Origin of the sequence: Corynebacterium sp. NML180780 (assembly GCF_007786415.1) — a bacterium.
GTDB classification, from domain to species: domain Bacteria; phylum Actinomycetota; class Actinomycetes; order Mycobacteriales; family Mycobacteriaceae; genus Corynebacterium; species Corynebacterium gottingense.
Genome location: NZ_VNKN01000012.1, coordinates 58,576 through 84,594, shown reverse-complemented (window position 1 = coordinate 84,594; position 26,019 = coordinate 58,576). Strand labels below are relative to the sequence as shown.

The window sequence follows — 26,019 nt, the reverse complement described above, 5'->3', positions numbered from 1 at the left end:
TCACAAGCAGCGCCACCGGCACACACCAACCACACAAAACGTGCAGCCAGCACAACACAGGCACGCAACCAATCCACAAACAAAAGTACATTGGCACACTATCGAGTTCTCAAACAACACACGCACACTTACCCACCACCAGGCAAATCACCCAGCAGCTGTAAAAAGCGACTTTATCGACACTACATAAACCACAATCCGAAAGTCAAATCCTTGACCCAACCGGACCGAAGTCCATATTTTCTTATGTCGGCCAGCGATCGTTTTCCTGACCGCCATCTCACCAGCTCAACCCCCTTGCGGAGTCTGTCTGGCGGGGCGTTGTCGGTCTCGCTGACTCACATAAAGTTACACACACCCAAACACCAACACAAATCCCCAGCGTACGGGGCGTAAATCGCGCGTTAAAGGTGTCACTTGAACGCGCTTACGCAAGCGAACGCTCGATCTTGCCGCCGAGCTCGTTGATCTGCTCGACAAACTTGGGGTATCCGCGGTCAATGTGGTGGACATCGTGCACGGTTGTCTGTCCATCGGCGACCAGGCCAGCGAGCACGAGTCCGGCGCCGGCCCGAATATCACTGGACCACACGTCAGTCGATGAGAGGTTTTCCACTCCCCTGATCACCACGTGGTGGCCGTCGACATTGGCGTCGGCACCCAGGCGAAGCATCTCGTCAACAAAACGGAAGCGGGCCTCGAACACATTCTCCGTGATCACGGTGACGCCCTCGGCGATCGCGCTGATGGCGATGGCCATGGGTTGCAGATCCGTCGGGAACCCGGGGAACGGCAAGGTCTGGTAGTCCACGGCCTTGGGGCGCTGGTCCATGCGGACGCGGAACCCGTTTTCGTAGGTTTCCACGTTGGCGCCCGCGAGCTTGAGCTTGGACAGCGCAAGGTGCAGGTGGCGCGGGGCGATACCGGTCACAGTGATGTCACCGCGGGTGATCGCGGCCGCGTATGCCCAGGTACCCGCCACGATGCGGTCGCCCACCACGGAGTGCTCGGTGGGACGCAGCTCGTCCACACCGTCGATGGTGATGGTGGAGGTGCCAGCGCCGCTGATCTTCGCGCCCATGGAGTTCAGCATGTCGCAGAGGTCGACGACTTCGGGCTCGCGCGCGGCGTTGTCCAGCACCGTTTGCCCCTCCGCGAGGACGGACGCGGTGAGGATGTTCTCGGTCGCGCCGACAGACGGGAAGTCCAGACTGATCTTCGCGCCCGTGAGCTTCTCGGCGCGCGCGACAACCGCGCCGTGCTCGATGTGCGTCGTAGCACCCAGCTTCTCCAGGCCAGATTGGTGCATATCCAGGGGTCGCGAACCGATCGCGTCGCCGCCCGGCAGCGCCACGTATGCCTCATGGCAGCGCGCCACCAACGGCCCGAGCACGGCGACGGAGGCGCGGAACTGGCGTACCGCGTCGAAGTCGGCGCGTGGCGAGACGGTGGCCGGGGTGGTAATGCGGACGGTCGAGCCATCGATGTCGACGTCACAGCCGAGCCCGATGAGCACGTCGCGCATGAGCGGGACGTCGAGGATTTCGGGGCAGTTGTGCAGCGTCGTCGTGCCCTCCGCCAGGAGTGCCGCGGCCATCAGCTTCAGCACACTGTTTTTCGCGCCGTCGACCTTGACCACGCCTTCGAGTCGGTTACCGCCTGTTACAAGAAATCGCTCTTTCACGGGGCCTACTGTACTCAACTCGGGGTGCGGCGTGACGTCGATAAGCAAAAAGCGTTACGGCAAGGCACCGATGCGGCGCGCGGCGTTGACCGCCTCGTAGCGGGTGTGCGCGCCGAGTTTGCGCATCACGCTGCGCAGGTAGGACTTGACGGTTTCGGCGCCGATGCCCATTTCTTCGGCCGCCTCGACGTTGGTGTGACCGAGCGCGACGCAGGACAGTACGTCCAGCTCGCGGGCCGAGAGCTTGGTCGACTGCTTGACGCGGACGGGCGAGACCATTTGGTCACACAGCTGCTCGAGCTCCTTGCGGAGCGCGTCGTCGTCGACCCGGTTGGCCAGCATGCGCAGCTTGGAGTGCGTGGAGCGGATCTGCTCCCACTCCGCGCCGTTCATCACGCGCCCCACCTTGGCCGTTCCCTTGCCACCGTCGGCATTGCGGAGCGCGGCGTTCACGGCCAGCTCCTGTTCGAGGGTGCGCGCCGTCATCGCGACCTCCTCGATCACCTTCTCCCCCAGCCGCACCGGCGAGTGGACGCCAACATAGAGGACACCGCGAATATCGCGCAGCACGATGACCGGGACAGCGACAACGGAGTGCAGCCCCTCGTCCTGAATCTGCTTATCGTACTCGTGCGAAATGACCGCCGCACGCGTGTAGTCCGAGACGCCAACGGCGCGCCGCGTACTCACCACGCGACCGCCGACACCGGAGCCGTTGTCCAGCACGAGGTCCTGCAGCGCGGGAGTGCGCAGCCCGATCCACTGGGTGATCTGCAGCCTGTTGTCCGGCAGCAGCGTGCCGTACATGGCAACGGGGATGCCGGTCGCCGTCTTCAGCGCCGTCAGGGCTGCCCGAATCGCGTCGTCATCGTCCTTGATCCGCTGTGCGTCCATGGTCATTGCTGTTGAGCCTTCCACCCATCTGAGTGTCCCCACGGGGCCACCCGCGAGTTGAACTTGACGTTGAATCCCAACCATCATAACGCGACTTTGGGGGTAGCCAAAGTTCACCCCTCCCGCTGTATTTACACGCGCGGGTGTGGTTTTTGGGGGCGGTGGGCCTTCGCTTATCGACGCCCCCGCGCCCCCCCTCCCCGCACCAACCAGACTGTTCAGTCTACTCCGGTGAGACTACATAGTCTGTTTTATCCGTGTATAGTTGGCCGCACAACGGATTTGGATATGAACAGCAAGGAGCTGATCACCATGGCAAAGATCGCCAACAACGTCCTCGAGCTCATCGGCAACACCCCGCTGGTTGAACTGCACGGTGTGTCCAAGGATTCCAAGGCCCGCGTGCTGGCCAAGCTGGAGTTCTACAACCCGGCAAACTCGGTGAAGGACCGCATTGGTAAGGCCATCATTGAGGCCGCTGAGAAGTCAGGCGACCTGAAGCCGGGCGGCACCATCGTCGAGGCAACCTCCGGAAACACAGGTATCGCCCTCGCACTGGCTGGCGCGGCCAAGGGTTACAAGGTCATCCTGACCATGCCGGAGACCATGTCCATTGAACGTCGCGTGGTCCTGCGCGCGTTCGGCGCAGAGATCGTCCTCACCCCGGGCGCGGCCGGCATGAAGGGTGCCGTGGAGAAGGCCGACGAGATCGTGGCTAATGATGAAGGCGCGATCCTGGCTCGCCAGTTTGAGAACGAGGCCAACCCGGCCATCCACTACGCCACCACCGGCCCGGAGATCTGGAACGACACCGACGGCGAGGTCGACATCCTCGTCGCGGGTGTGGGCACCGGCGGCACCATCTCCGGTGCCGGCAAGTACCTCAAGGAGCAGAAGCCGGACGTGAAGAACGTGGCCGTTGAGCCCGCTGCGTCCCCGCTGCTGTCCACCGGCGAGGCCGGCCCGCACAAGATCCAGGGTCTGGGCGCCAACTTCATCCCGGGCACCTTTGACCGTAACCAGATCGATGAGATCATCACCGTCTCCAACGAGGACGCCGTGTCCACCTCCCGCGAGCTGGCTCGCGAGGACGCCGTCCTCGCCGGCATCTCCGCCGGCGCGAACGTGAAGGCCGCACTCGAGCTGGCCGAGCGCCCGGAGAACGAGGGCAAGACCATCGTGGTCATCATCCCGGACTTCGGCGAGCGCTACGTCTCCACCATCCTCTTCGAGGACATCCGCGACTAGCGGAGGCGTTGGCCGCGGACTGCGCGGCGTCGAAAAGCACCACCCCGTGGTGCTTTTTTATTTGCGCGCTTGTCCGAAAAGAGTAGGTAGACTACCCGTCATGCTGAGCGTAATTTCCCGCATGAGAGAAGACCTGGCCAACGCCAGGGAGCACGACCCCGCAGCGCGCGGCGATCTGGAAAACGCGGTGGTGTATTCCGGGCTGCACGCGATCTGGGTCCACCGCATCTGCCACTGGATGTGGGAGCGGGAATGGAAGGGCGCGGCGCGCATCCTCGCGCAGGCCAACCGCTTTTTTACCGGGATTGAGATTCACCCGGGCGCGACCATTGGCCGCCGATTCTTCATCGATCACGGGATGGGCATTGTCATCGGCGAGACCGCCGAGATCGGCGACGGCGTCATGCTTTACCACGGCGTCACCCTCGGCGGGCAGGTGCTGACGCAGACGAAGCGGCACCCGACGATTGGAGACAACGTCACCATTGGCGCGGGCGCGAAGGTGCTCGGTCCTGTCACGATCGGGGCGAACTCGGCCGTCGGCGCGAACGCCGTGGTGACCAAAGACATCCCCGAGAATTCCATTGCTGTGGGCATCCCAGCGAAGGCGCGCGAGCGCAAGGATACGGAGCTGCGGCGCCTGGTGGACCCGGACAGCTACTTCGACAACGGTCAGTACGTTATCTAGGGCAATTACTCCACCAGGTCCTTGTACTCCGGGTGCTGCACGATGTAGCGGGCGACCGCCGGGCAGGACGGGACAACGCTGAGGTTGTCCCCGCGGGCATCATCAAGCGCGAACTTGATCAGCGGCTTGGACAGGCCCTCGCCGCGAAACTTCGGGTCCACGACGGTGTGCGGCAACTCGCGCGCAGAGCCGCTGTCCTTGTAGGTGGCAAAACCGGCGAGCTCGCCGTCCACGTGGATCTCGTACTGACTCTTGTCCTCATTCTTGGACAGTTCCACGTTTGCTTGTGAAGTCTCGGGCATAATTGCTCCTTCTGAGAAGTCCGTCAGAGAGTGTTCGCTCAATCGGTGGCCCAGCCTACCGAAAGCACGAAGCCCCTCCACAATGTGGAGGGGCTGGGGTGTGGCTAGAGCCAGGATCGAACTGGCGACCCCACACTTTTCAGGCGTGTGCTCTACCGACTGAGCTATCTAGCCAGAACTGCTCAGGCAGTTCAGCGACCCTGACGGGACTTGAACCCGCGACCTCCGCCGTGACAGGGCGGCGCGCTAACCAACTGCGCCACAGGGCCATTATTGTGTTATCTGTGCGATTCCTTCAGTGTGTTGCACTGTCGCTCGCACGAGTTGATACATTACACAGACCCCGTGCGAGCAAGCAAATCGCCTGCGCAGACCCCATTTCCGGGCGGCGCGCTAGGACTCCTGCATTGCGAGGTACCGCCCGGTCTCGGACCCGGTGTGCGCATGCTTGTCGACGAGCTCCCGCACCGTTCCCGCAGCCACCACCTTGCCACCAGCAGAGCCGGCGCCTGGGCCGAGGTCGATGACGTAGTCCGCGCGCGAGACCAGCGCCAGGTTGTGGTCGACGACGATGGCGTCGTGAGCATCTGCCGCAGCTACTTGGTGGTTCGCACCGTGGAGTGTGGCCCTCGCAGATGCCTATCGACGCCCACGCGAGCCGCCCTTACCCATACACCTTCTTCCCGGCGACCCAGGTCTGCCAGGTGATCGGCATGCCGGGCCGGTACGCCAGGTTGATGGCGTTGTCGGCGTCCAGGATGTGCAGGTCCGCCGCCGCGCCCGGCGCGAGCGTGCCCTTCGCGGGGCGGCCCTGGGGGTCCTTGCCGCCACCGACGTTGTGGCGCCGCAGCGCCTTTGCGCCGCCGGTAGTGGCTGCCTCGATGGCCTCGTCCAGGGTGAGGCGCTGCTGCAGGACCGCGGTGGTCACGCAGAAGTTCATCGAGGAAGTGAAGGACGTGCCTGGGTTGAGGTTGGAGGCGATGGCGACGGTGGCGCCGGCGTCGAGAAGCGCTCGGCCCGGCGCGAGCTCCTCGCGCGTGGACAGGTCACAAGCGGGCAGCAGCGTGGCGACGGTGTCGGAGCCGGCGAGGAGCTGAATGTCCTCGTCGGAAAGGTAGTTGACGTGGTCGACGCTGGCGGCGCCCTGCTCCACGGCGAGCCTCACGCCGGGGCCCTCACCGAGCTGGTTGCCGTGGACGCGCACGCCCAATCCTGCGGCCTTGCCGGCCTCGAGGACGCGGCGGGACTGCGCCTCGTCGAACGCGCCGCGCTCGCAGAAGACGTCGATCCACTGCACGTGGTCCTTCACCGCGTCCAGCATCGGGCCGACGACCTGCTCGAGGTACTCGTCGGCCTCCTCCCCCGGCGGCACGAGGTGGGCGCCGAGGAAGGTGACCTCGTCGACGTGGCGCGAGGCCACGCGCGCGGCCTCCGCCTCGGACTCGACGTTGAGACCGTAGCCGGTTTTGGTCTCGAAGGTGGTGGTGCCCAGCGCGTGGGCGGCCGCAACGCGCTCGGCGACCAGCTGGTCCAGGCGCTCCTCGCCGGCGGAGCGGGTGGCCTCCATGGTCACTGCGATGCCGCCGGCGGCGTAGGACTCGCCCGCCATGCGGGCCTCGAACTCCTCCGCGCGGTTGCCGTCGAAGACCATGTGCGTGTGCGAGTCCACCCAACCGGGCAGAACGGCACGGTTGCCCACGTCCACGGTTTCGGCGTTGCTTGCCTCCGCCGGGGCTTCGTCGGCGGGGCCGGCCCAGGCGACCACGCCACCGTCGATAAGCAGTGCGGCGTCTTTGATGGTGCCGAGCTCGGAGACGGTGCGGAGCTCTGAAATTCCGGTGATAAGGGTGCTCATGGGTTCCTTTCTACTTGTCGCGTGCGTGGAACTCCATGGGGATGCGCACGCCGCGTTCCTTGGCCACCTCGTTGGCGCGGGAGTAGCCGGCGTCCACGTGGCGGATCACGCCCATGCCCGGGTCGTTGGTCAGCACGGCCTTGAGCTTCGCCTCGGCGAGCTCGGTGCCGTCGGCGACGGTGACCTGGCCGGTGTGAATCGAGCGGCCCATGCCCACGCCGCCGCCGTGGTGGATGGACACCCAGGTCGCGCCGCCGGAGACCGCGGTCATGGCGTTGAGCAGCGGCCAGTCAGCTACGGCGTCGGTGCCGTCGAGCATGGACTCGGTCTCACGGTACGGGGAAGCCACGGAGCCGGAGTCCAGGTGGTCGCGGCCGATGACAATCGGCGCCTTGACCTTGCCCTCCTTGACCAGGTTGTTAAAGATCACGCCGGCTTTGGCGCGCTCGCCGTAGCCCAGCCAGCAGATGCGGGCCGGCAGGCCCTCGAACTCGACGTATTCCTCGGCGGCGTCGAGCCAGCGGTGCAGGTGCTCGTTTTCCGGGAAAGCCTCCTTGATGGCCTGGTCGGTAACCTTGATGTCCTCCGGGTCACCCGACAGCGCGACCCAGCGGAACGGGCCGAGGCCCTCGCAGAACAGCGGGCGGATGTACGCCGGGACGAAGCCCGGGAACTCGAAGGCGCGGGTGTAGCCGGCCTTGCGCGCCTCGTCACGGATGGAGTTGCCGTAGTCAAAGACCTCGGCACCCTCGTCCTGGAATTCCACCATGGCCTGGACCTGCGTGGCCATGGCCTCGCGAGCCTTCTTGGTAAAGGTGGTCGGGTCCTCGTCCGCCTCAGCATCCCAGTTTTCGAACGGGATCTCAGTGGGCAGGTAGGACAGCGGGTCGTGGGCGGAGGTCTGGTCCGTCACGATGTCCACGGTCAGCTCGCCCGCGCGGTGGCGGCGCAGCATCTCCGGGAAGATCTCGGCGGCGTTGCCCACCAGGCCGACGGACAGGGCGCGCTTCTCCTCCTTCGCCTCGGTGACCAGCTTGATGGCCTCCTCGAGGTCAGTCGTGACCTCGTCGAGGTAGCGCTTGCCCTGGCGACGCTTCAGGCGGGCCTCGTCGACGTCCACGATGAGGCAGGCGCCGCCGTTAAGGGTGACGGACAGCGGCTGCGCGCCGCCCATGCCGCCGCAGCCGCCGGTCAGCGTGAGGGTGCCAGCGAGGGTGCCGTCGAAACGCTTCTTCGCCACTGCCGCGAACGTCTCGTAGGTGCCCTGCAGGATGCCCTGGGTCGCGATGTAGATCCAGGAACCGGCCGTCATCTGGCCGTACATCATCAGGCCCTCGTCCTCGAGTTTGCGGAAGTGCTCCCAGTTCGCCCAGTCTCCGACCAGGTTGGAATTGGCAATGAGCACGCGCGGGGCCCACTCGTTGGTCTTCCACACGCCGACCGGCTTGCCGGACTGCACCAGCAGGGTCTCGTCGGACTCGAGGTCCTTCAGGGTTTCCACAATCGCGTCGAACGCCTCCCAGCTGCGCGCGGCGCGGCCGGTGCCGCCATAGACGACGAGGTCGTCCGGGCGCTCCGCAACCTCTGGGTCGAGGTTGTTCTGCAACATGCGCAGCGGGGCTTCAGTCTGCCAAGACTTCGCGGTGATGTCAGTGCCTCGCGGTGCACGGACCTCGCGCGCGCCTTCAGACCAGTTCTTCGCCATGGAAATGTCCTTTCGTGTTGTCCAACCGACTTACGCTAATGAGAGTAACGGCCATCACAAGCAGGCGAAAGGGTGATATACGGTGGGGTGTCTCGCATACGAGACACCCGCCCCCTAACGCAGCTCGCCGACCACGGCTTCCACGGCCGCCACGTAGTCACCGCCCTTCACCAGCTGCACGGAATGCTCCATCTCCGGGGCGAGGAAACGGTCGGTCGCGGGGGCGTCGACAAGCGCACGAAGCGCCCCAATCGCTGCCGCGGTACCGGCTGCCGGCTCGCCCTCGCGCATGTCCAGGGCGCGCGCGGCGGTGAGGATCTCCACGGCCAGCACACGCTGCAGTCCGTCGACGCTGCGGCGCAGCTTGCGCCCCGCGGCCCAACCCATGGACACGTGGTCCTCCTGCATCGCGGACGACGGGATCGAGTCGGCGGAAGCGGGCGTGGCGTTGCGCTTCAGCTCGCTGACAATGCCCGCCTGCGTGTACTGCGCGATCATGTGGCCAGAGTCCACGCCGGGGTCGTCGGCGAGGAAGGCGTTGAGCCCACGGTTGCGGGCCGGGTCAAGAAAGCGGTCGGAGCGGCGCTCGCTTATCGACGCCAAGTCGGCGACCACAATGGCCAAGAAGTCCAACGCGTAGGCCACCGGGGCGCCGTGGAAGTTGCCGTTAGAGGACACTCGGCCGTCCTTGGTCACCACCGGGTTGTCGATGGCGGAGGCAAGCTCCCGGTTCGCCACGTTGGTGACGTGCGCGAGCGTGTCGCGCAAGCCGCCGGCAACCTGCGGCGTGCAGCGCACGGAGTACGCGTCCTGCACGCGGGTGGCCTTGAACTCCTCGCGCGCCGCCGCCAAAATCGGCGAGCCAGCAGCCACGGTGCGGATGTTGTAGGCGGCGTCGGCCTGCCCCGGGTGCGGGCGCAGCTGCTGGAGGTCGTCGTCGAACACGGTGAGCGTGCCGGTGAGCCCCTCCACGGTCATGGCGGTGGCGATGTCGGACACCTTGGCAGCTTCGCGCAGGTCCGCGATGGCCAGGCACAGCATGCCGAGCATGCCGTCGGTGCCGTTGATAAGCGCCAGCCCCTCCTTCTCGCGTAGGACGAGCGGCTCAATCCCCGCCTGGGACAGCGCGTCCGCCGCCGGCACGACCTCGCCGCCTTGGACGCGGACCTCGCCCTCCCCCAGCAGGGCGAGCGCGCAGTGGGCCAGCGGCGCGAGGTCGCCGGAGCAGCCGAGCGAGCCGTACTCGCGCACGACCGGGGTGATGCCCGCGTTCAGCGCCGCCGCGTACGTCTCTGCAACGACGGGGCGAACGCCGGTGCGGCCCGTGCACAGGGTGGACAGGCGCAGCAGCATGAGCGCGCGAATGACCTCTTCCTCGACCTCGGGGCCCGAGCCGGCGGCGTGGGAGCGCACGAGCGAGACCTGCAGCTGGGCGCGCAGCTCCTCGGGGATGTGGCGAGTGGCAAGCGCACCGAAGCCGGTGGAAACGCCGTAGACGGGGGTGGGGTCTGCGGCGAGTTCCTCGATACGGGTGCGGGTGGTGGCGATTTCTTCGAGAGCGGCCGGGTCGATGGCCACCTCAGCGCCGTGGCGGGCGACGGCGACGACGTCCTCGATGGTCAGCGCGCCGATTCCTACTGAAACTGTCTGCTTATCTGTCATGGGCGCGATAATAGACCATAAATGTGTCCGATCTCATAACTGCCCGAAGAAATGTGCGCGCAGGTGCGCGGCGGCGTCGCCCAGCGCGGACGCCAGCTTCCGCTCGTCGGCACTGCCCACCGGGTACGTCACCGCCAGCGCGGCCGCCGGGCGCGAGAGGTGGTCGAGCACCGCCACCGCGACCGACTCCTGCCCGCGGGAGACATCTTGGGATTCGGTGGCCCACCCTTGGCGTCGATAAGCGTGCAGCTCCTCCTTGCACTCGCGGAAGCTGCGGCGTGACCCGGAAGCATTGAACACCGCGCGCAGCTCCGGCTCCGGCAGATGCGCAAGCATGATGCGCCCCGAGGCGGTGGAGAGCGTGGGCAGGCGCACACCGACCTCCGTGACCAGCGAAGCGGCGCCCGGCGCGCGCACCTCGTGGAGGTAGACGGTCTCGGCGCCGGCGAGCCTGGTGAGATGCGCCGACCCACCGGCCAGCTCCGCAATCCGGGCGAGCGGCGCGGTGGCCAGGCGCACCAGCGGCTGCTGCGTGGTGTACGCCTGCGCCATGCGGTACGAGGCCAGCCCCAGCCCGTAGGTGCCCGCCTGGCTCAAATGGACTACAAAGCCGGAATCTTCCAGCTCGCGGAGCAGGTGGTACGTACTCGAGCGCGGGAGACCTAGCTCGCGCTGGATGCGGGTGGCGGAAAGCGGCACGTCCGAGGCGGACAGCAGGGCGAGGATGCGCAAGACATTGTGCGCGGCCGGGACTTGTGGTGAATTCATCCCGCCTAGTATGCAACGGCGCTAGGCTCGGGTGGCATGAATACCGTTACCGCCCCACTGTTCGCCCCCGCATCCGAATGGTCTGGCCGCAACGACGGCCCGGGCCCCGAGCACGCGCGCTGGCACAGCACCATCGACACCGCCTCCGGCCCCACCGCAGGCGCCGTCCACCTCATCGGCTTCGCGTCCGACGAGGGCGTTGAGCGCAACGGCGGCCGCCAGGGCGCCGCGCAAGGCCCCGCCGCGTTGCGCGCCGCGCTCGGCTCGCTCGCCGTGCACGAGCAGCGAAAGCTTATCGACGCCGGCACCGTCACCACCCAAGACGACGACCTCGAGACCGCACAGCGCGAGGTGTCCGACCGCGTCCGCGACCTTGTCGCCGCGCAGGGCCCCGCCGGCATGACGGTCGTGCTCGGCGGCGGACACGAGACGTCCTTTGCCACCCACCGCGGGGCGTACGAGGCGCTCGGGCCGATGCAGGTGATCAATTTCGACGCGCACTTCGACCTGCGCACCGCGGACCGGCCGACCTCCGGCACGCCATTCAGACAGATCGCAGAGCTGGTGGGGGACGGCTTCGACTACTCCGTCTTCGGCATCTCGCGACCCAACAACACCAAGGTGCTCTTCGATACCGCCGAGCAGCTCGGCGTGACCACGGTGCTGGACACGGAACTGGCGGCAATGACGGTGCGCGAGGCCGCCGAGCGCGCCCTCGCCGCCGTGGAGGGGGACCTGCCGATCCACCTGTCCATTGACCTGGACGTGTTGCCGGCCGCCGTGGCGCCCGGGGTGTCCGCGCCCGCCGGGTTCGGGGTGGACTACGCCGCGTTGCGCGCGATGGTCGCCGCGGTAGCCTCCACCGGCCGGGTTGCGCTCCTGGACGTCGTGGAGCTCAACCCGGAGTTCGACGTGGATAACCGCACCGCAAAGGCCGCGGCGCGGTTGATAGATGACGCGGTGGTGGGGGCCACGGGGCGTCGATAAGCAAAAGGCCCCTAGAACAGCAGGTGGGCCACCGGCACCGTGATCAGCACGGTGAGCACGACGCGGATGAACCAGATGGCGATCATCTTCCCGATGTTGAGCGGGATGTCCGTGGCCAGCACCGCGGGCACCATCGCGGAGAAGAAGAAGATCTGGCTCACGCACACCACGGCGATGGTGAACTTGAGCACCATGTCGTCCGTGCCCGCGGTGAGCGTGGCCGGCAGGAACATCTCCGCAAGGCCCGTGGCGAGCGCGCCCGAGGTGGCCCACGGGTCCGGCAAGCGCAGTAGCCACACGATGGGGAAGAACACGACGCCCAGCGCCTTGAACACCGGCGTGTAAGTGGCCAGGACCAAGCCGATTGCGCCGACGGACATGATGCCCGGGGTGACCTGCACGGCCATGATGAGGCCGTCACGGAAGTTCACCCACAAGACCTTGTGCAGCGGCTCGGCGCGGTTGAGCTCCTTCTTCGCCTCGCGCCACGCGGCCTTGAATCGGTTGCCGGTAATTGGCTTCTCCGGGTGCGGGGTGGCGCCCGGCGCGTACTCCTCGGGGATGCGGGTAATCGGTGGGATGCGCACCACGATCGCGGTGACGATGAACGTGATGATGAAGGTGATGAAGAAGTACGCGTTCCAGTGCTCCATCATGTCCAGCGTCTTGGCCACGATGACCATGAAGGTCGCGGACACAGTGGAGAAGCCAGACGCGACGATCGCGGCCTCGCGGCCGTTGTAGCTGCCGTTTTTGTACATGCGGTCCGTGATGAGCAGGCCCAGCGAGTAGGAGCCGAGGAAGGACGCCACCGCGTCCACCGCGGACTTGCCGGGCGTGTGAAACACCGGGCGCATGATCGGCTGGACGAGCACGCCGATAAATTCCATCAGGCCGAATCCGACGAGCAGGCCGAGGAAGATCGCGCCGACCGGGATGAGCAGACCGACCGCGATGACGAGCTTGTCCAAGATGAACGGGCCGATGTCCGGGTTGAACAGCCAGGAGGGACCGAACCCGAAGGTGAGCATAGCGCACAGCACGATCGCCAGCACCGAAAGGAGGGCAAAGGCTGTGCGGGCGAAGTCCTCCTTCCACCTTCCCGTCACGAACTGGTAGACCGTGCCCACGATGATGGCCAGCAGCGCCAGGTAGTGGGTGCCATCGCCGAGGGTGCTGGTGATCCAGGTGACGATGTGATCTAGCAGGATTGTCGACTTTGAGCCACCCACGGAAAACGGGATGAAGAACGCGAACAGGCCGATCGCGCTGTAGACAAAGAAGCGCCAGACCGCCTTGGGCTTCGGGTCTGCGTCTGGGGTACCGGTTGCGTCTTGCTCGCTTGGTCCGTCGTCGCTCAGCCCCTCGATGAGCACGCTCGAGCCGGCGGGCAGGTCCTTGACCGGCCAGGCGGGGCTAAACCGGCGCCGCGAGTGCGGCTGCGGTGGGGTTGTCTCCATTGAAGTCCTTTCACGTTCTTCGAGATCGCACGGCGAGCCCGCCTCCGCGTAGTTTTCTACACCACAGATGACGCGCCTGAGTGATTGGCAATAATTTTTTCACGAAAGTGACCCACAGCACAACTCGATGGTTTAGATTCATGGGTACCGCACATTTACCCCAGGTCAACCCTGTAAGGAGGGCTCCATGGAAGGCTTTATTGACACCGTCAATAGCGTCATATGGTCAAACTGGCTCGTTTATCTCTGCCTCGGCGCGGGTGCCTATTTCACGCTCGCGACACTGTTTTTGCAGATCCGCTGCTTCCCCGACATGATCCGGCAGCTCAAATCCGGCGAGAGCTCGGACCAAGGCATTTCCTCGTTCCAGTCACTCATGATCTCCCTGGCCGGCCGCGTCGGCGTGGGCAACATCGCCGGCGTCGCCACCGCCATCGCATTCGGCGGCCCGGGCGCTGTGTTCTGGATGTGGCTGGTGGCGCTTTTGGGCTCAGCGACCTCGTTCATCGAGTGCTGCCTGGCACAGATTTACAAGGAAACGGACCGGGACACCGGCGAGTACCGCGGCGGCCCCGCCTACTACATTGAGAAGACCTACAAGCACACCGCCGCAAAGCCGTTCATGCTGGTCTACGCCATCATCTTCGCGGTCTGCATGCTCTTGGCAACCTCCTACTTCCTGCCCGGCATCCAGGCCAACGGTGTCGCGGCCGCCGTGGACAACGCCTGGGGCGTCAACGTGTGGATCTCCGCGACCATCATGGCGATCATGCTCGCGTTCATCATCATCGGCGGCGTCAAGCGCATCGCAACGTTCGCGTCGATGGTTGTGCCGTTCATGGCCGGCATTTACATCATCATTGCGATCGTGGTGCTGTTCGCCAACGCGTCACAGATCCCCGAGGTCTTCGGCACCATCGTCCGCGCGGCCTTTGACAAGGAAGCGGCGTTCTCCGGCATGCTCGGCGCAGCCATCATGTGGGGCGTGAAGCGTGGCATCTACTCCAACGAGGCCGGCCAGGGCACCGGCCCGCAATCCGCGGCAGCCGCCGAGGTCTCGCACCCCGCCAAGCAGGGCTTCGTCCAGGCCTTCGCCGTCTACGTGGACACGCTGTTCGTCTGCTCGGCCACCGCATTCATCATCATTTCCACCGACATGTACAAGGTCTTCGAGGGACAGTCCGAGGATGGGGCCGTGCTTTACGACGGCTCCCTGCCCGACGGCGTCGCTGTCGGCCCCGGCTTCGTCCAGGAAGGCCTGAACTCCATCGCGTCCGGGCTGGGGCCAGCGTTCATCGCCCTTGCCATCATGTTCTTCGCCTTCACCACGGTGCTGGCCTACTACTACATGGCGGAGACAAACTTCACGTACCTGAACCGCTGGGTGAAGAACGAGGCGGCCCGCAAGGCCATCATCTGGTTGCTGCGCGCCCTCATCATCATCGCCGTCTTCGTCGGGGCCACCACCACCCCGGGCACCGCCTGGGCGCTTGGCGACATCGGCGTCGGCGCCACCGCGTGGCTGAACATCGTAGCGATCATCTTTCTCCAGGTCCCCGCCCTGAAGTGCCTGTGGGACTACCGCCGCCAGAAGAAGGCCGGGCTGGACCCGCAGTTCGACCCCGAGGCCCTGGGCATCCAGAACGCCGACTTCTGGGTGGAGCGCAAGCAGCGCATGATCGAAGCCGGCACCTGGCCGGGTGCCACGGCCGGCGACCCCGCAACTGCCGAAACCGACGACCCGCTCAACGGCACCGGAACCGGCTCCACCATAGTCCGCTAAAACTGTGTGGCGGGACTTCTTCCGCGCGCCCGCCCGGGCGCTATTCGGCCCCGCACCGTTCCCGAGTTCATTCGGGCAACGGTGCGGGGCCCTTTACCTTCCGGGGATGATGCCCGCGCAACCGGCCTTTACCCTCCTACAGCCGGTCGCCGCGCTGCTTGCGCACGATGACAAACACCACGGCCGCGACGATCAGCAGCAGTACCAGCAGGCCACCGAGCAGCGTCGGCACCAGCCCGAAGCCGCCATCCTGCTCGTCGCTCGCAGCGTTGACCTCTTCGTCACCGTCGCTCTCTTCCTGCGAAGCGGACGTCTCGGCGGTGTTGTCCGCCGCATCAAACTTGATCGGCTCGTCCGCAGGCTCCGGGCCGTTCTCATGCGTCGGCGTCCAATCCGGGCCGCCGTTGGCAGGCTCGCCATCCAGGAGCACCTCGAACTCGAAGGGCTGATCGACGCCGGCGATCCCGTAGCCCTCGGACACCCAGCCCATACCGAACCAGACGTAGTAGTCGCCCTGATAGGGAGTATTGCTGTCGTACCACACGTATTGGTTCAAGGTTTCCGGGTCGGACTCCTCCGCGTCATCGAAGAAGATGAGCTTGCCGCCCGCAACTTCATTACGCAACGGGTCGAAAATTCCAAAGCCGATGTCGTCAGCGTTGCGTGCCACAGACGGCGGCGTTTTCGCTCTAAGGACGGGCCGCTGCCCGTAGGTCACCGGGATCTTGTAGAACTTGAACTCGCCCGGGATGATTGTGTCGGAGTACGAGCCCTCGGAGATCTCCACCGCATCGTTGAACCCGGTGCCGCCGGAAATGGGCTGCGGGTTGTCAATCGGCATCTCCCCCAGGTAGTCGCCGGCGCTGGTGATGCGGCGATCCTTCCACTCAGTCGCTTGCCCGTCCGAGGGGATCGGCTCGTAGAACACGTTGACCTCGAGCGCGATGTCGTCGCTCACCTCGTCGCCGTCGTTGGAAATCTGCATCTTCACCAGAATGTCGCTCATGTCGCATTCCATGTCGTCCTCGTCGTTGCGTTCAACAGAAGCGTTCGCAGCGTCGATGCCAAAGCCCGGCCCACCGGAGTCGAACTCGGTGTGCGTGGTGGGGATCCAGCCGCACTCCGGGTCGCCCTGGTTGGTCACCTCGGCGGGGTCGATCTTCAGGTGGGAGTGCTCATAGTTTCCTTCGGTCTGCCGCATCGGCGTGAACACCATTCGCGCGTGATGGCGCGGCGGCACAGAGATGCGGAAGTAACGGTCGGTCAGGGAGACGCGGTCAGGCGTCACCGTGGTCTGGTACTGCCCCTCCCCCAGCCATTTCGCGTCTTCAGGCGTGTCCGAGAACTCGAAGTGCGTGCCAGCCGTCTGGTACTTGGTTACCGAGCGCTGGGAGAGGAACTTCAACGACTCCGCCAGGCTCGTCGAGTCCGCTGCCTCGAGGAACTGCCCGCCGCCGGCCTCGGCAATGCACTCGAGTTCCGCGCGGGCGTCCTCATCGGCCTTGAATCCAACGGTGTGAATGGTCAAGTCCACGCCCTGCCCCGCGAGCTCCTTCGCCACGTCGCACACCTCCGGCGGCGCGCATGTATCAATGCCGTCGGAGACCAGGATGATCGAGCGCTCACCATCGTTGCCCAGTTCCTCCGCGGCCTTGCGCAACGCATTGCCCATCGGGGTGTAGCCCTTCGGCGTCAGCCCGTCGATAGCGGACTTGAATTTCGCCTTGTCTAGCGTGTCCACTGGCACGAGGCGCTGGATGTCCTTGCAGCCCTGCTCCCTGTTGTCGGGCGCATTCGATTCCTGCGCGCCGTACGTGAGTAGGCCCATCTTCGCGGTGTCCGGCAGGGAATCGACCAGCTCGTTCGTGGCCTTCTTCGCTGCGTCGATACGCGGCCCATCCGCGTCCTCCTCGAGCATGGAGAAGGACGCGTCGAGGATGAGCGCCGCTTTCGCGTCGGCAGAGCCAGTGCTTGCCGACGCCCCCTTGTCCTCCTTCACCCGCGTCGTCGAGCTCGACAGCGTCTTCGTTTCGGTGCTGACCGCCGTGCTCGATTCGGTGGCGAACGCTGGCGCCATCCACATTGCGGCGCACGCGATGGCCAGTAGCACCGCCACCACTGCCCGCGTGCGCCCAAACCGTATTGTGTGAGACATTCCCAAACTCCCATCCAGGTTATGACAAGTATCACAGACAACAGTAAAGGACTAGTCGTAGTGGTGCAACAGGTGTCAGGGACTTCTTTGGGCGACTAAACCAGGACCCCCTGAAACGCAAAAAAGCCAGCTCCCGTGCTTGGGAACTGGCTTGATATTTGGCGACCCTGACGGGACTTGAACCCGCGACCTCCGCCGTGACAGGGCGGCGCGCTAACCAACTGCGCCACAGGGCCATCGCACTGCAACCCCCACCGTAACGGGGATCACTGGTACCCCCAACGGGATTCGAACCCGTGTTGCCGCCGTGAAAGGGCGGAGTCCTAGGCCTCTAGACGATGGGGGCTAGCGACTTGATCCAATCTAGTTCATCGCCTGTGACAATGGCAAAACGGCTGCGCACGCCATGTTTCTTACGGGCCGGTCGGTCGGTTAAGATGACCGCATGCAAGAAGACTCGTGCCAGCACGGCTACTTTGATGAGAAGTCCCGCTACCTCGCCCGCCTCAAGCGCATCGAGGGACAGGTGCGCGGCATTCACCGGATGGTTGATGAGGACCAGTACTGCATTGACATCCTCACCCAAATCGCGGCGATCGACTCCGCCCTGGAAAACCTCGGCCTCGCCCTGCTGGAGGACCACCTCAACCACTGCGTGAAGGGCGCGCTCGCCGCGGGCGACGATCAGGCCGACGAGAAGGTCGCCGAAGCCATGCTGGCCATCAAGCGGATGGTGAAGTCCTAAGAGGCAGTCGCTTTTCGACGCCCACGCTGCCCTTCCGTGCCGGCCCGAGCCACGCCTGCGCGGGCCCGAGCCCACCCAAACGCTAGATACCGATACTAAGACCCCGATTTCGCCCGCCAGGAGCGTGTTGTCGGGGTCTTACTATCGGTATCTGCGCCTAAAGCGCTGCAACGCCCGGCGCAAAGCTCCCCACCAGCCGGTCACTGATGCCTCAGTCCGACTAGTGGGGAGCAGTTCATTCCCGGGCGAGTGCCCGGGACTTGCCGCACGACTTACTACCCGGTCTTGCCGTCCTTCGAGGACGAACCGCCGAGGGACGACGCCTCATCCGCGCCCTCCGGGCGCACGGTGGTCATCCCGTTATCGCCCTTGGACGAGCTGGTCCAGCCGTCGAAGCCTTCCGGCTTACATGCCTGGTTGATCAGCGCGATGCCGACGGCTGCGGCACCGATGACGGCCAGGCCGATGCCCAGCGGTCGCAGCTGCTCGCCCACACCGGCGTACTGCTGTTGGAGGCCAGCAAACTGCTGGTTCACGGCGTCTGCCTGGGCCTCGAGCTGGCGGTACCACTCGGGCTTGTTGTTGCCACCCATGCCCACGTCCGGCAGGTCCGGCGTGTTCTCGCGGATCTTCTGGTTGATCTGGCCGTTGATCTGGCCAAATGCCTGGTTGATCTGCGGGCCGAACTGCTGGGACAGCGGGCCACCAACGGCAGCAAGGAGGCCAATCGGTACCAGCCACAGCAGCGGGCTGTTCGCGGCGAACGCGTTTGCCACGCAGCGCTGGAAATCCTCAGACGAGCCGGTCGCCCCCGGTACCGGGGTCGGATCCGTCGTCGGCTCCGAAGGCTTCGTTGTCGGCTTCGTCGTCGGCTCCGTAGTCGGCTCCGTCGTCGGTTCCGAAGGCTTCGTCGTCGGCTCCGTCGTCGGTTCCGAAGGCTCCGTCGTCGGCTCCGACGGCTCGGCCTGCTTCCCGGAGACGGCAACCTTGACAAAGGTCTCGAGGACGCTGCCGTCCGCACGGGTCACCTTCACCGGGATGGTTGCGATGGTTCCCGGCTCGACGTCGTCCGGCGTGGTCACGGAGACCTCGCCGGTCGTTTCGTCGATCGTCACGTCCCAGCCTTCGGGGACGTCGCCGATCTCGTAGGAGTCGCCGTCGACGTGGCCGTGCTCCAGCTCGACGCGCTCGGTTGCGCCCTTGCCCAGAACGACCGGCGGGAAGTAGGGGCGCTCTTCCGTCTTCGCCTGCTCGCCCGTGTGGGGCGTACCGGTGCCGACGCGCAGGATGCGGTTGGTCGGCTCCGTGATGGTCTCGGTGGAGACGGTCGGGTCGCCGGTGACGTGGCCGTCGACAAGCTTCCAAGTGCGCGTGGTGCGCTGCGAGCCTTGCTGGCCGTTCTGCTCGGTGAAGACGACGCCTGCCGGCAGTGTCGGATCCTCGATGATCTCAGTCTCGAACGGCAGCGCCGACTCGTTGACCTCGGTGATCTCGGATGCTTCGCCGCCGGTGCCGACCTCGATGACGTGGTCGGTGGCCGGGGTAATGACCTCGGTGAACTCCTTCGGCACGAGCTTGCCGTCGACGATCTCGTAGCGCACGCCACGCTTCTGTGTGCCGTTCTTGCCCTGCGTGATTTCCTCGACGGATCCGCGCGGCTTGTCCGGGTTTTGCTTCACAATCACCTTGAACGGCAGCGGCTCCTCCCAGGACACCTCCTCCGGGATCTCGGCGGTGCTCTCGGACGGCTTGGTGCCGATGCGCACGACCTCGTCCTTCGGCTCGACGCGCTCGACGTCAGTGCCGGTGACAGTCACGCGGCCCGGCACGCCCTCGGTCACGGTCGCCTTCTCGCCCGCTTCGAGCGTCGGGTCGAAGATGACCTTGGTACCAAACGGCAGGTCCGTAGTCACCGACTTGACCTCGGGTGTCTCGGCCGGCTTGGTACCGATGCGCAGGACGCGGTTTTCCGGCTCCACCAGCACGGTCGAGGTGCTGGTCGGCTCGCCAACGGGCTTACCGTCCTTGTACTTCTGGGTGGTCACGGTCTGCTGCTTGCCGGGAGCACCAGGCTTTTCCACGATCACCTGCCCGGCCTCCAGCGTCGGGTCCTCAATGACCTCCGTGTCGAACGGCAGGCGCTCGATGGTCACAACCGACTGCTCTGTCTCCTTCGGCTCCGTCGGCTTGGAGGTTTCCGTCGGCTCCGTCGGCTCCGTCGGCGTGTCCTTCTTGGTGCCGATCTCCACGATCTTGTTCACCGGCTCCTTGGTCACCTCAGTGGATTCCTCCGGGGTGAGCACGCCGTCCTTGAGCACGAAGTGGACGGTGTGCGTCTCTTCGCCGCGCTCGCCGTCTTGGACAACGCGCTTTTCACCCTTCGGCAGATCGGGGTTCTCACAGATTTCCACGTCGAAGGCGGTGGACTCAGTCCAGGAGTAGTCCTTCGGCGCCTGAGTCTCCGGGTCGATTCCCGGGTCAGTTGACGGGTCCGTGGCTTGCTTCGTGCCGACGACGATGACGCGTGGGGTTGCCGGCTTGGTGATCTTCAGCTCGCCGTTTTCCACGACGCCCTTGCCGTCCTTGCCCGGCTGCTTCTCACGTTGCTCGCCTGCGGGGAGGGTGTCGTCGAACTCAACGATCGTGGTAAACGGCAGGCTTACCGACGCCGGCGAGCTCGGCTGCTCCGGCTGCTTCGTGCCGACGCGCATGACGCGGTTTTCCGGCTCCACCAGCACAGTCGAGGTGGTGGTCGGCTCGCCCGTCGGCTTGCCGTCCTTGTACTTCTGGGTGGTCACGGTCTGCTGCTTGCCAGGAGCACCAGGCTTTTCGACAATCACCTGCCCGGCCTCCAGCGCCGGGTCCTCAATGACCTCCGTGTCAAACGGCAGGCGCTCGATGGTCACGACCGACTGCTCTGTCTCCTGCGGCTCACCCGGCTGCGTTGGCTCAGTCGGGGTATCACCCTTAGTGCCGATCTCCACGATCTTGTTGACCGGCTCCTTGGTCACCTCGGTCGTTTCCTGCGGTGCGTACACGCCGTCCTTGAGCTCGAAGTGGACGGTGTGGGTCTCCTCACCGCGCTCGCCGTCGCGGACAACTCGCTTCTCGCCCTTCGCCAGATCGGGGTTCTCGCGAATCTCCACGTCAAAGGCGGTGGACTCAGTCCAGGAGTAGTCCTTCGGCGCCTGAGTCTCCGGGTCGCTTCCCGGGTCAGTTGACGGGTCCGTGGCTTGTTTCGTGCCGACGACGATGATGCGCGGCGTCGGCTCCTCGGTGATCTTCAGCTCGCCGTTTTCCACCACGCCCTTGCCGTCCTTGCCGGCCTGCTTCTCCTTTTGCTCGCCAGCCGGGAGGGTGTCGTCGAACTCGACCTGCGTGGTGAAGGGCACGCTTACCGACGCCGACGGGGCCGGCGGGGTCGGCTGGTCCGGGGAGGTCGGGGCCGACTGCTTCGTGCCGACGCGGATGATCTGCGTCTCCGGCTCCTTCGTGCGCTCGGTGCTGACGACTGGGTCGCCGGAGGGCTTGCCGTCGACAAGCTTCTGCGTCGACGTCTCGGTCTCCTCGCCGAGCACGCCGGCCTTTTCAACTTCGGTCTTGCCGGCATCGAGGTTCGGGTCGGCCTTGACCTCGGTGTCGAACGGCAGCTGCTTGGTGGTCTTGGTCACCAGCTCGGTCTCGCCAAGCTGGGGGCCGTACTCCACGATCCGCTCCACTGGGTCCGTCCGCTTCGTCGACTCCACGTGGCTGGCATGGTCGCCCTCAGCGTCAAACGTGGCGGTGTAGGTTTCCTCGCCGGTTGCGCCTTCCTGAACGACCTTGGTCTCGCCAGGCTGCAGGTCGGGGTTCGGGCGCATCGTTGTCGGGAACGGCAGCGGAACGGTCCAGGTCACCTCGTCGGTGGCCTTCGACTGCAGGGTGCCAACAAGCACGACCTCGTTCGTCGGCTCCTGAGTCCGCGTCCAGGTTCCGTCCTCGTTCTGCTTCTCCGCGCCAGCGGTACCTTCCTTCTCCACCTTGTACTGGCCCGCGGGGAGCGTGTTGTCGTACTTGTACTCGACCTTGAATGGCACCTCGCGGGTCGGCCGGTCCACCACGGTGACCGGTGCGGAGACCCTGTCCACGGAGCCGTCGGCGTACTTCACGGAGACCGGGACGTTAATCGCATCGCCCGGCTTCGCGGTTGCAGGGGACTCTGCGAGGACGTTGCCATCCTTGTCCAGGCTGACAAGCCAGTCGCCGTTGGCGGTCTTGACCTTGTACACCGGGTTACCAAACTCGTTGACGTCGCCGGTGTCGGTGTAGTTCTTCGCGGGGCGGATCTTGTATGGATCCTGCGCCGCGACCTCAACGCCGTTCGGGTTGTCCAGCGTAAGCGGCAGCGAGGTCTTCGTGCCCGGGTACACGTTCTCGGCCGGGTAGGTCGGCTCGACCTCGAAGTTTTGGGTCAGGCTGACAATGGTGGTCACCGGCGCCTCATCGGTCGAGCCGTCCGGGTAGGTCACCGTCGCGTTCTTCGTCTGCTTGTCGCCCGGCTTCGCATCGGCCGGCGGGGTGACGGTGATGGCACCGGTCTTCGGGTCGACGGAGTACTTCCAGCCGTTCTCCTCGGCCTGAGTGATCGGCGTGTCGCCGTCCATGCCGAAGGAGAAGGTGCTGCCTTCAGGCAGGTCCTTCGGCGTGATGCTGCGGGTGACTTCCTTGCCCGGCGTGGTCGACTCCGCGGGGTAGCCCGGGGCGTACAGTTCCGCCTGCTTATCGCGCACGACGAACGGGGCGTAGACGACGTCTTTGCTCCCGTCATAGTACGTCACCGTCACCGGCACGTCGACGTGGTCGCCGGCGCGTGCCCCCTTCGGGGCCGTCGCGTGGACGGTGCCGTCATAGTCGACCGTAAACGTCCACCCGTCGATTTCCGCGGGGACCGAGTAGCGGTCGTCCACATTATCGGCGAGGTCGCGCCACGGGACGTCCGAGGCCTCCGTCGGCTTCGACGTCTGCGTGCCACCCGGAGACGTCCACGCCTGCAGGTAGTCCGGGTTGTAGATCTGGCGAGCCTCGGCGTCAACGATAAACGTACCGCTGGTCACGTCGGAGCTGCCGTCGTTGTAGTTCACCCGCACAGGCACCTGTGCGGAGGTACCCGGCTTTGCGTTCGGGCTGATCTTCATCGTGATCTCGCCCGTATCGGGATTAATCGTCAGGTCGTCCCAAGACAGGTTCCGCGGCAGCGGAATGTAGGAAGGATCGGTTGGATCCGTGATGAACTCGTACTTCGGCTCGTACGCCGGGTTCACGTAGGTGGTGTCGACCGGGCTCTTGACCTCGTCGCCCGGCTGGCCGTGCACCGTCTTGTAGTTCGGGTTGTTGGCACCAGATGCGGTGGACACCACGCTGAACTCGGCCGGAACCGTGGCGCTCGAGCCGTCCGGGTAGGTCACGGTCACTGGGAGGTCTGCGGTTGCGCCATCCGGCAGGGACGCATCAGGGGTCGCGGTGACCGTGCCGTTGTCATCAATAGCAAACGTCCAACCCTTCGGGCGATACTTCGGATCCGGAAGCTTGTACGTAGCACTCTTGGGGTCCTTCAGCTGCGTGGAGATGTCCGAGGTAACGGCAACGCCCGGCTTAGTCTGGCGCGGCGGGTAGCTGGCCACGTCTGCTCCCTGCTTGTCACCAACGACGTTGATGGTGCCAGTGGTGACCTGCGGAGTCGCGCCACTGGCATAGTGCGCCTGGACAGGGAACGTCAGGCTTGCCCCCGGGAGCGCGTCGGCCGGGATCTCCGAGGTGACCTCGCCCGTCTCCGGGTTAATGGTCAGGAACCACTCGCCCTGCTGCAGGGTCGTCCCGCCGTCCGGGAAGGAGTAACTCGACGGGGCCTCATCATCCTCCTCGCCACCGATGCCAATGTTGGGAATGGTCGGGGTCAGCGAGACCTTATCCTGCGCCTTGCCGGTGACGGCCTGGTAGTCCGGAACCTTCACGCTCGCGGCGACCTTAAAGTCGACGTTCGTCTCGTCCGTCGTCCCGTCCGGGTAAGTCGCAAGCACCTTGACGTTTGCGTGCGAGTTGTTCGGGGCATCGCTTGGCGACGTCGCCGTGACGGTCCCGTCCTCGTCGACCTTCACGTCCCAGCCCTCCGGAACGGAGGCAGGGTCGATTTCGAATTTCGTCGGCTTCACCGCGTCGTAGCCGCTCATCGTTGGCTGGTAGCCCACCTTTGACTTCAGCTCGGCGCCCTGCACGCCGCTGACGGTCTCCGGATCGGGGGCCAGCTCCGTGACCTGGGTGTTGTTGGGGTCCACCAGCACCAGCAGCGGAATCATGTCCCGCGAGCCGTTGGAGTAGGTGACAACCACGCGAGGCTGTGCGAACGTGCCCGGCTTCGGGTCCTTCGGCGCGGTCACCGTGACGTCATACGTCTCGGGGTTCATCGTGACGTCCCACCCCTCGTAGACGTACCGCTTATCCAGTTTCACCGTGGCGTTGTTGTTGTCTTTACGCAGCACTGCGTTGTTGCCATCGAGCACCTTTTTCTTCACAAGGTCTGCGATCTTGTCGCCGGCAGTTGTGAATGTGACCGACTGGCGCTCATTCGTCACCGGTCCGGTTGCGGATTCGGTGCCGGAAATGATGGCTTTATCAGCAGCGTCATATTCCGGGTCGTGGTACTTCGTATCGTCCAGCGTAATGCTGTTGGAGCTCACTAGGTTCGGCTTGCTGTAACGTGGCAGGCTGTTCGAGGCAGCCGCATCAACAACCCCATATCCGTCTTCCGGTACTGCCGCCGCGAGCTGTTCTCCTGTACGTGGTTGCGCAACCACGGTAAACGAGATGTTCTGGTCACCGGCGATAGCCTTTTTTCCTACGTACTCCGGCGGGGTGAAGGTGATATTGCCTGTCGTCTCATCAATTTTGATGTTTTCCGTCCCCCCGGATACTCCGGACACTTCCGCATTGCTCGTACCCAAGAGGTTGCCGGCCTGATCATGAGCCTCCACGACCATTCGGGGCAGAGAGTTTGCGTCGGCGTGAATCTGACCAACCTTCACCGTCTCGTCAGTGTCAATCACCAGCGTCTTGATGTTCTCCCAGTCCACCGTGACCGGCGAGCAGTTATCGTTCTCGCTCGGCCAGGGGTTCACCGAGACAGAAATGTCTGGCCCAGCAAAAATCTGTGTTGCGGGGTCAGTGTTGTCCGCTGTGTATTTGTCTGCCCAGACGTACCGAACGGGGGAATCCGCGGTTGCCTCCGCGTACTGTGCAATCTTGTCCGGGGTGAGATCCGCCACGATCGTGGCAGTCAGGGGCGCCCTCGGCCCATTCTTTGCGATCGACAAGACCTCGTCTGCCTTCGCTGTGGGGGTCCACGGAGTCCCCTCAGCGGAGGTTTTGGCTTCAACGTCGTGCGGCTTCAACAGGGCATTATTATTCGTTCCTTGTATCAGCCAATCCCTGAAGGTGCGCTGCTTATCTCCCGAGAACTCAGCCATTACAGCAAACTGGCGCTTATCGGCGCTTTTTTTACCTGGCTCTGCAATCTCTACCTTAAAGCCCGCTTTGGAGAACGATTGGCTCGCGCCCGTGGCCGTACAGCTTTCGGTTCCAATGTCGGACGCAATAAGTTTCGAGCCCTGCATAACTGCAGTGCCATCGTCGCCGAAAATTCCACCCTTATATTTTGCGTTCGAGTCGGAACCGGTATCCGGGGCAGCGGCCTCGGCCGCGCGGGCGGGGCCGGGAAGGTGTGCCGCTGAGCCAAGTGCCAGCGAAATGACAGAAAAGACCGCAATTCCGGTGCGGGCGCCGCGCTTGCGGGGCCGAAAGATGTTCTTAGTCACGTGGGTTCTCCTTCTGAACAGTCACATCAGATGCCTTACAGTCCACATCGCCCGGACACTCGGACGGGTAACAGCAAACCTGAAACTTGCCTGGACGTACAGTTTACTCCACTGCCGTAAACTTATACAGTTATTTAGTAATACCTAATAGAAAGTGGTGGTTCGGATCTGGTGAGGATGGGAACAGCGGGGCGTCGATAAGCGAAAATGCCCCGCATACGCGCAAACCCCCGGCC

At 64.8% G+C, this 26,019-nt stretch carries 16 protein-coding genes and 4 tRNA genes; 6 read left to right on the top strand and 14 right to left on the bottom strand.

The window, feature by feature from the left end:
• Window positions 1–190 (top strand): hypothetical protein (locus FPP74_RS12355; RefSeq protein ID WP_222428218.1); only part of this gene is annotated, 190 nt, incomplete at its 5' end.
• Window positions 191–427: 237 nt separating this feature from the next.
• Here the strand turns inward: FPP74_RS12355 and murA are convergent.
• Both murA and ramA read right to left on the bottom strand, forming a co-directional pair.
• Window positions 428–1,684, bottom strand: a complete 1,257-nt coding sequence (gene murA / locus FPP74_RS09585; protein ID WP_095537865.1) for a UDP-N-acetylglucosamine 1-carboxyvinyltransferase — start codon at window positions 1,682–1,684, stop codon at window positions 428–430.
• Window positions 1,685–1,738: 54 nt separating this feature from the next.
• Window positions 1,739–2,578 carry an acetate metabolism transcriptional regulator RamA gene (ramA, locus tag FPP74_RS09580; protein ID WP_095279018.1) on the bottom strand — a complete coding sequence of 280 codons (840 nt, stop codon included), beginning with the start codon at window positions 2,576–2,578 and terminating at the stop codon, window positions 1,739–1,741.
• 312 nt (window positions 2,579–2,890) lie between these two features.
• Between ramA and cysK the strand changes: the two genes are divergently transcribed.
• Window positions 2,891–3,826, top strand: coding sequence for a cysteine synthase A (cysK, locus tag FPP74_RS09575; RefSeq protein WP_095279019.1), 936 nt, complete (start codon window positions 2,891–2,893; stop codon window positions 3,824–3,826).
• A gap of 100 nt (window positions 3,827–3,926) precedes the next feature.
• Entirely contained in the window at window positions 3,927–4,514 is a 588-nt protein-coding gene (gene epsC / locus FPP74_RS09570; protein WP_095279006.1) for a serine O-acetyltransferase EpsC, read from the top strand.
• A 5-nt stretch (window positions 4,515–4,519) separates the two neighbouring features.
• Here the strand turns inward: epsC and FPP74_RS09565 are convergent, their stop codons facing one another.
• From FPP74_RS09565 to FPP74_RS09535, 7 genes are all read right to left on the bottom strand, one after another.
• The gene (locus FPP74_RS09565; protein WP_095279007.1) at window positions 4,520–4,816 is read right to left on the bottom strand and encodes a GNAT family N-acetyltransferase; all 297 of its coding nucleotides are present in this window, start codon (window positions 4,814–4,816) and stop codon (window positions 4,520–4,522) included.
• A 101-nt stretch (window positions 4,817–4,917) separates the two neighbouring features.
• Window positions 4,918–4,990: transfer RNA gene (locus FPP74_RS09560), tRNA-Phe, on the bottom strand.
• 21 nt (window positions 4,991–5,011) lie between these two features.
• Window positions 5,012–5,085: transfer RNA gene (locus FPP74_RS09555), tRNA-Asp, on the bottom strand.
• A gap of 395 nt (window positions 5,086–5,480) precedes the next feature.
• The gene (gene hutI, locus FPP74_RS09550; protein WP_095536239.1) at window positions 5,481–6,671 is read right to left on the bottom strand and encodes an imidazolonepropionase; all 1,191 of its coding nucleotides are present in this window, start codon (window positions 6,669–6,671) and stop codon (window positions 5,481–5,483) included.
• A gap of 10 nt (window positions 6,672–6,681) precedes the next feature.
• A complete protein-coding gene (gene hutU, locus FPP74_RS09545; protein ID WP_095537869.1) occupies window positions 6,682–8,376 on the bottom strand; it encodes a urocanate hydratase in 1,695 nt (564 codons plus the stop codon).
• Between the two features lie 114 nt (window positions 8,377–8,490).
• Window positions 8,491–10,038 (bottom strand): histidine ammonia-lyase, encoded by a 1,548-nt coding sequence (gene hutH, locus FPP74_RS09540; RefSeq protein WP_144718198.1) that lies wholly within the window; start codon window positions 10,036–10,038, stop codon window positions 8,491–8,493.
• 33 nt (window positions 10,039–10,071) lie between these two features.
• Entirely contained in the window at window positions 10,072–10,806 is a 735-nt protein-coding gene (locus FPP74_RS09535; protein WP_144718196.1) for an IclR family transcriptional regulator, read from the bottom strand.
• Between the two features lie 36 nt (window positions 10,807–10,842).
• Between FPP74_RS09535 and hutG the strand changes: the two genes are divergently transcribed.
• Window positions 10,843–11,793 carry a formimidoylglutamase gene (gene hutG / locus FPP74_RS09530; RefSeq protein WP_144718194.1) on the top strand — a complete coding sequence of 317 codons (951 nt, stop codon included), beginning with the start codon at window positions 10,843–10,845 and terminating at the stop codon, window positions 11,791–11,793.
• Window positions 11,794–11,804: 11 nt separating this feature from the next.
• On the opposite strand, the gene FPP74_RS09525 is transcribed toward hutG, so the two are convergent.
• On the bottom strand, window positions 11,805–13,253 hold the full coding sequence (locus FPP74_RS09525; protein ID WP_095279013.1) for a YjiH family protein: 1,449 nt from the start codon (window positions 13,251–13,253) through the stop codon (window positions 11,805–11,807).
• 187 nt (window positions 13,254–13,440) lie between these two features.
• On the opposite strand from FPP74_RS09525, the gene FPP74_RS09520 reads away from it, so the two are divergent.
• On the top strand, window positions 13,441–15,036 hold the full coding sequence (locus tag FPP74_RS09520) for a sodium:alanine symporter family protein (protein WP_095547762.1): 1,596 nt from the start codon (window positions 13,441–13,443) through the stop codon (window positions 15,034–15,036).
• Window positions 15,037–15,172: 136 nt separating this feature from the next.
• Here the strand turns inward: FPP74_RS09520 and FPP74_RS09515 are convergent, their stop codons facing one another.
• The 3 genes from FPP74_RS09515 to FPP74_RS09505 form a co-directional block, all read right to left on the bottom strand.
• Entirely contained in the window at window positions 15,173–17,191 is a 2,019-nt protein-coding gene (locus FPP74_RS09515) for a VWA domain-containing protein (RefSeq protein ID WP_144718192.1), read from the bottom strand.
• A 159-nt stretch (window positions 17,192–17,350) separates the two neighbouring features.
• A tRNA-Asp gene (locus FPP74_RS09510) sits at window positions 17,351–17,427 on the bottom strand.
• A 34-nt stretch (window positions 17,428–17,461) separates the two neighbouring features.
• Window positions 17,462–17,537 (bottom strand) — tRNA-Glu (locus FPP74_RS09505).
• Between the two features lie 99 nt (window positions 17,538–17,636).
• Here FPP74_RS09505 and FPP74_RS09500 point away from each other — a divergent pair.
• Complete coding sequence (locus FPP74_RS09500) at window positions 17,637–17,936, top strand: metal-sensitive transcriptional regulator (protein WP_095279017.1); 300 nt, start codon at window positions 17,637–17,639, stop codon at window positions 17,934–17,936.
• Window positions 17,937–18,211: 275 nt separating this feature from the next.
• Here FPP74_RS09500 and FPP74_RS12275 read toward each other — a convergent pair whose 3' ends face one another.
• Window positions 18,212–25,783, bottom strand: a complete 7,572-nt coding sequence (locus FPP74_RS12275) for a G5 domain-containing protein (RefSeq protein WP_186439426.1) — start codon at window positions 25,781–25,783, stop codon at window positions 18,212–18,214.
• Window positions 25,784–26,019: the final 236 nt, after the last annotated feature.

Coding starts and splice junctions, on each gene's coding strand:
- ramA (WP_095279018.1), bottom strand. CDS start 2,578: ATGGACGCACAGCGGATCAAGGACGATGACGACGCGATTCGGGCAGCC.
- cysK (WP_095279019.1), top strand. CDS start 2,891: ATGGCAAAGATCGCCAACAACGTCCTCGAGCTCATCGGCAACACCCCG.
- epsC (WP_095279006.1), top strand. CDS start 3,927: ATGCTGAGCGTAATTTCCCGCATGAGAGAAGACCTGGCCAACGCCAGG.
- FPP74_RS09565 (WP_095279007.1), bottom strand. CDS start 4,816: ATGCCCGAGACTTCACAAGCAAACGTGGAACTGTCCAAGAATGAGGAC.
- hutI (WP_095536239.1), bottom strand. CDS start 6,671: ATGAGCACCCTTATCACCGGAATTTCAGAGCTCCGCACCGTCTCCGAG.
- hutU (WP_095537869.1), bottom strand. CDS start 8,376: ATGGCGAAGAACTGGTCTGAAGGCGCGCGCGAGGTCCGTGCACCGCGA.
- hutH (WP_144718198.1), bottom strand. CDS start 10,038: ATGACAGATAAGCAGACAGTTTCAGTAGGAATCGGCGCGCTGACCATC.
- FPP74_RS09535 (WP_144718196.1), bottom strand. CDS start 10,806: ATGAATTCACCACAAGTCCCGGCCGCGCACAATGTCTTGCGCATCCTC.
- hutG (WP_144718194.1), top strand. CDS start 10,843: ATGAATACCGTTACCGCCCCACTGTTCGCCCCCGCATCCGAATGGTCT.
- FPP74_RS09525 (WP_095279013.1), bottom strand. CDS start 13,253: ATGGAGACAACCCCACCGCAGCCGCACTCGCGGCGCCGGTTTAGCCCC.
- FPP74_RS09520 (WP_095547762.1), top strand. CDS start 13,441: ATGGAAGGCTTTATTGACACCGTCAATAGCGTCATATGGTCAAACTGG.
- FPP74_RS09515 (WP_144718192.1), bottom strand. CDS start 17,191: ATGTCTCACACAATACGGTTTGGGCGCACGCGGGCAGTGGTGGCGGTG.
- FPP74_RS09500 (WP_095279017.1), top strand. CDS start 17,637: ATGCAAGAAGACTCGTGCCAGCACGGCTACTTTGATGAGAAGTCCCGC.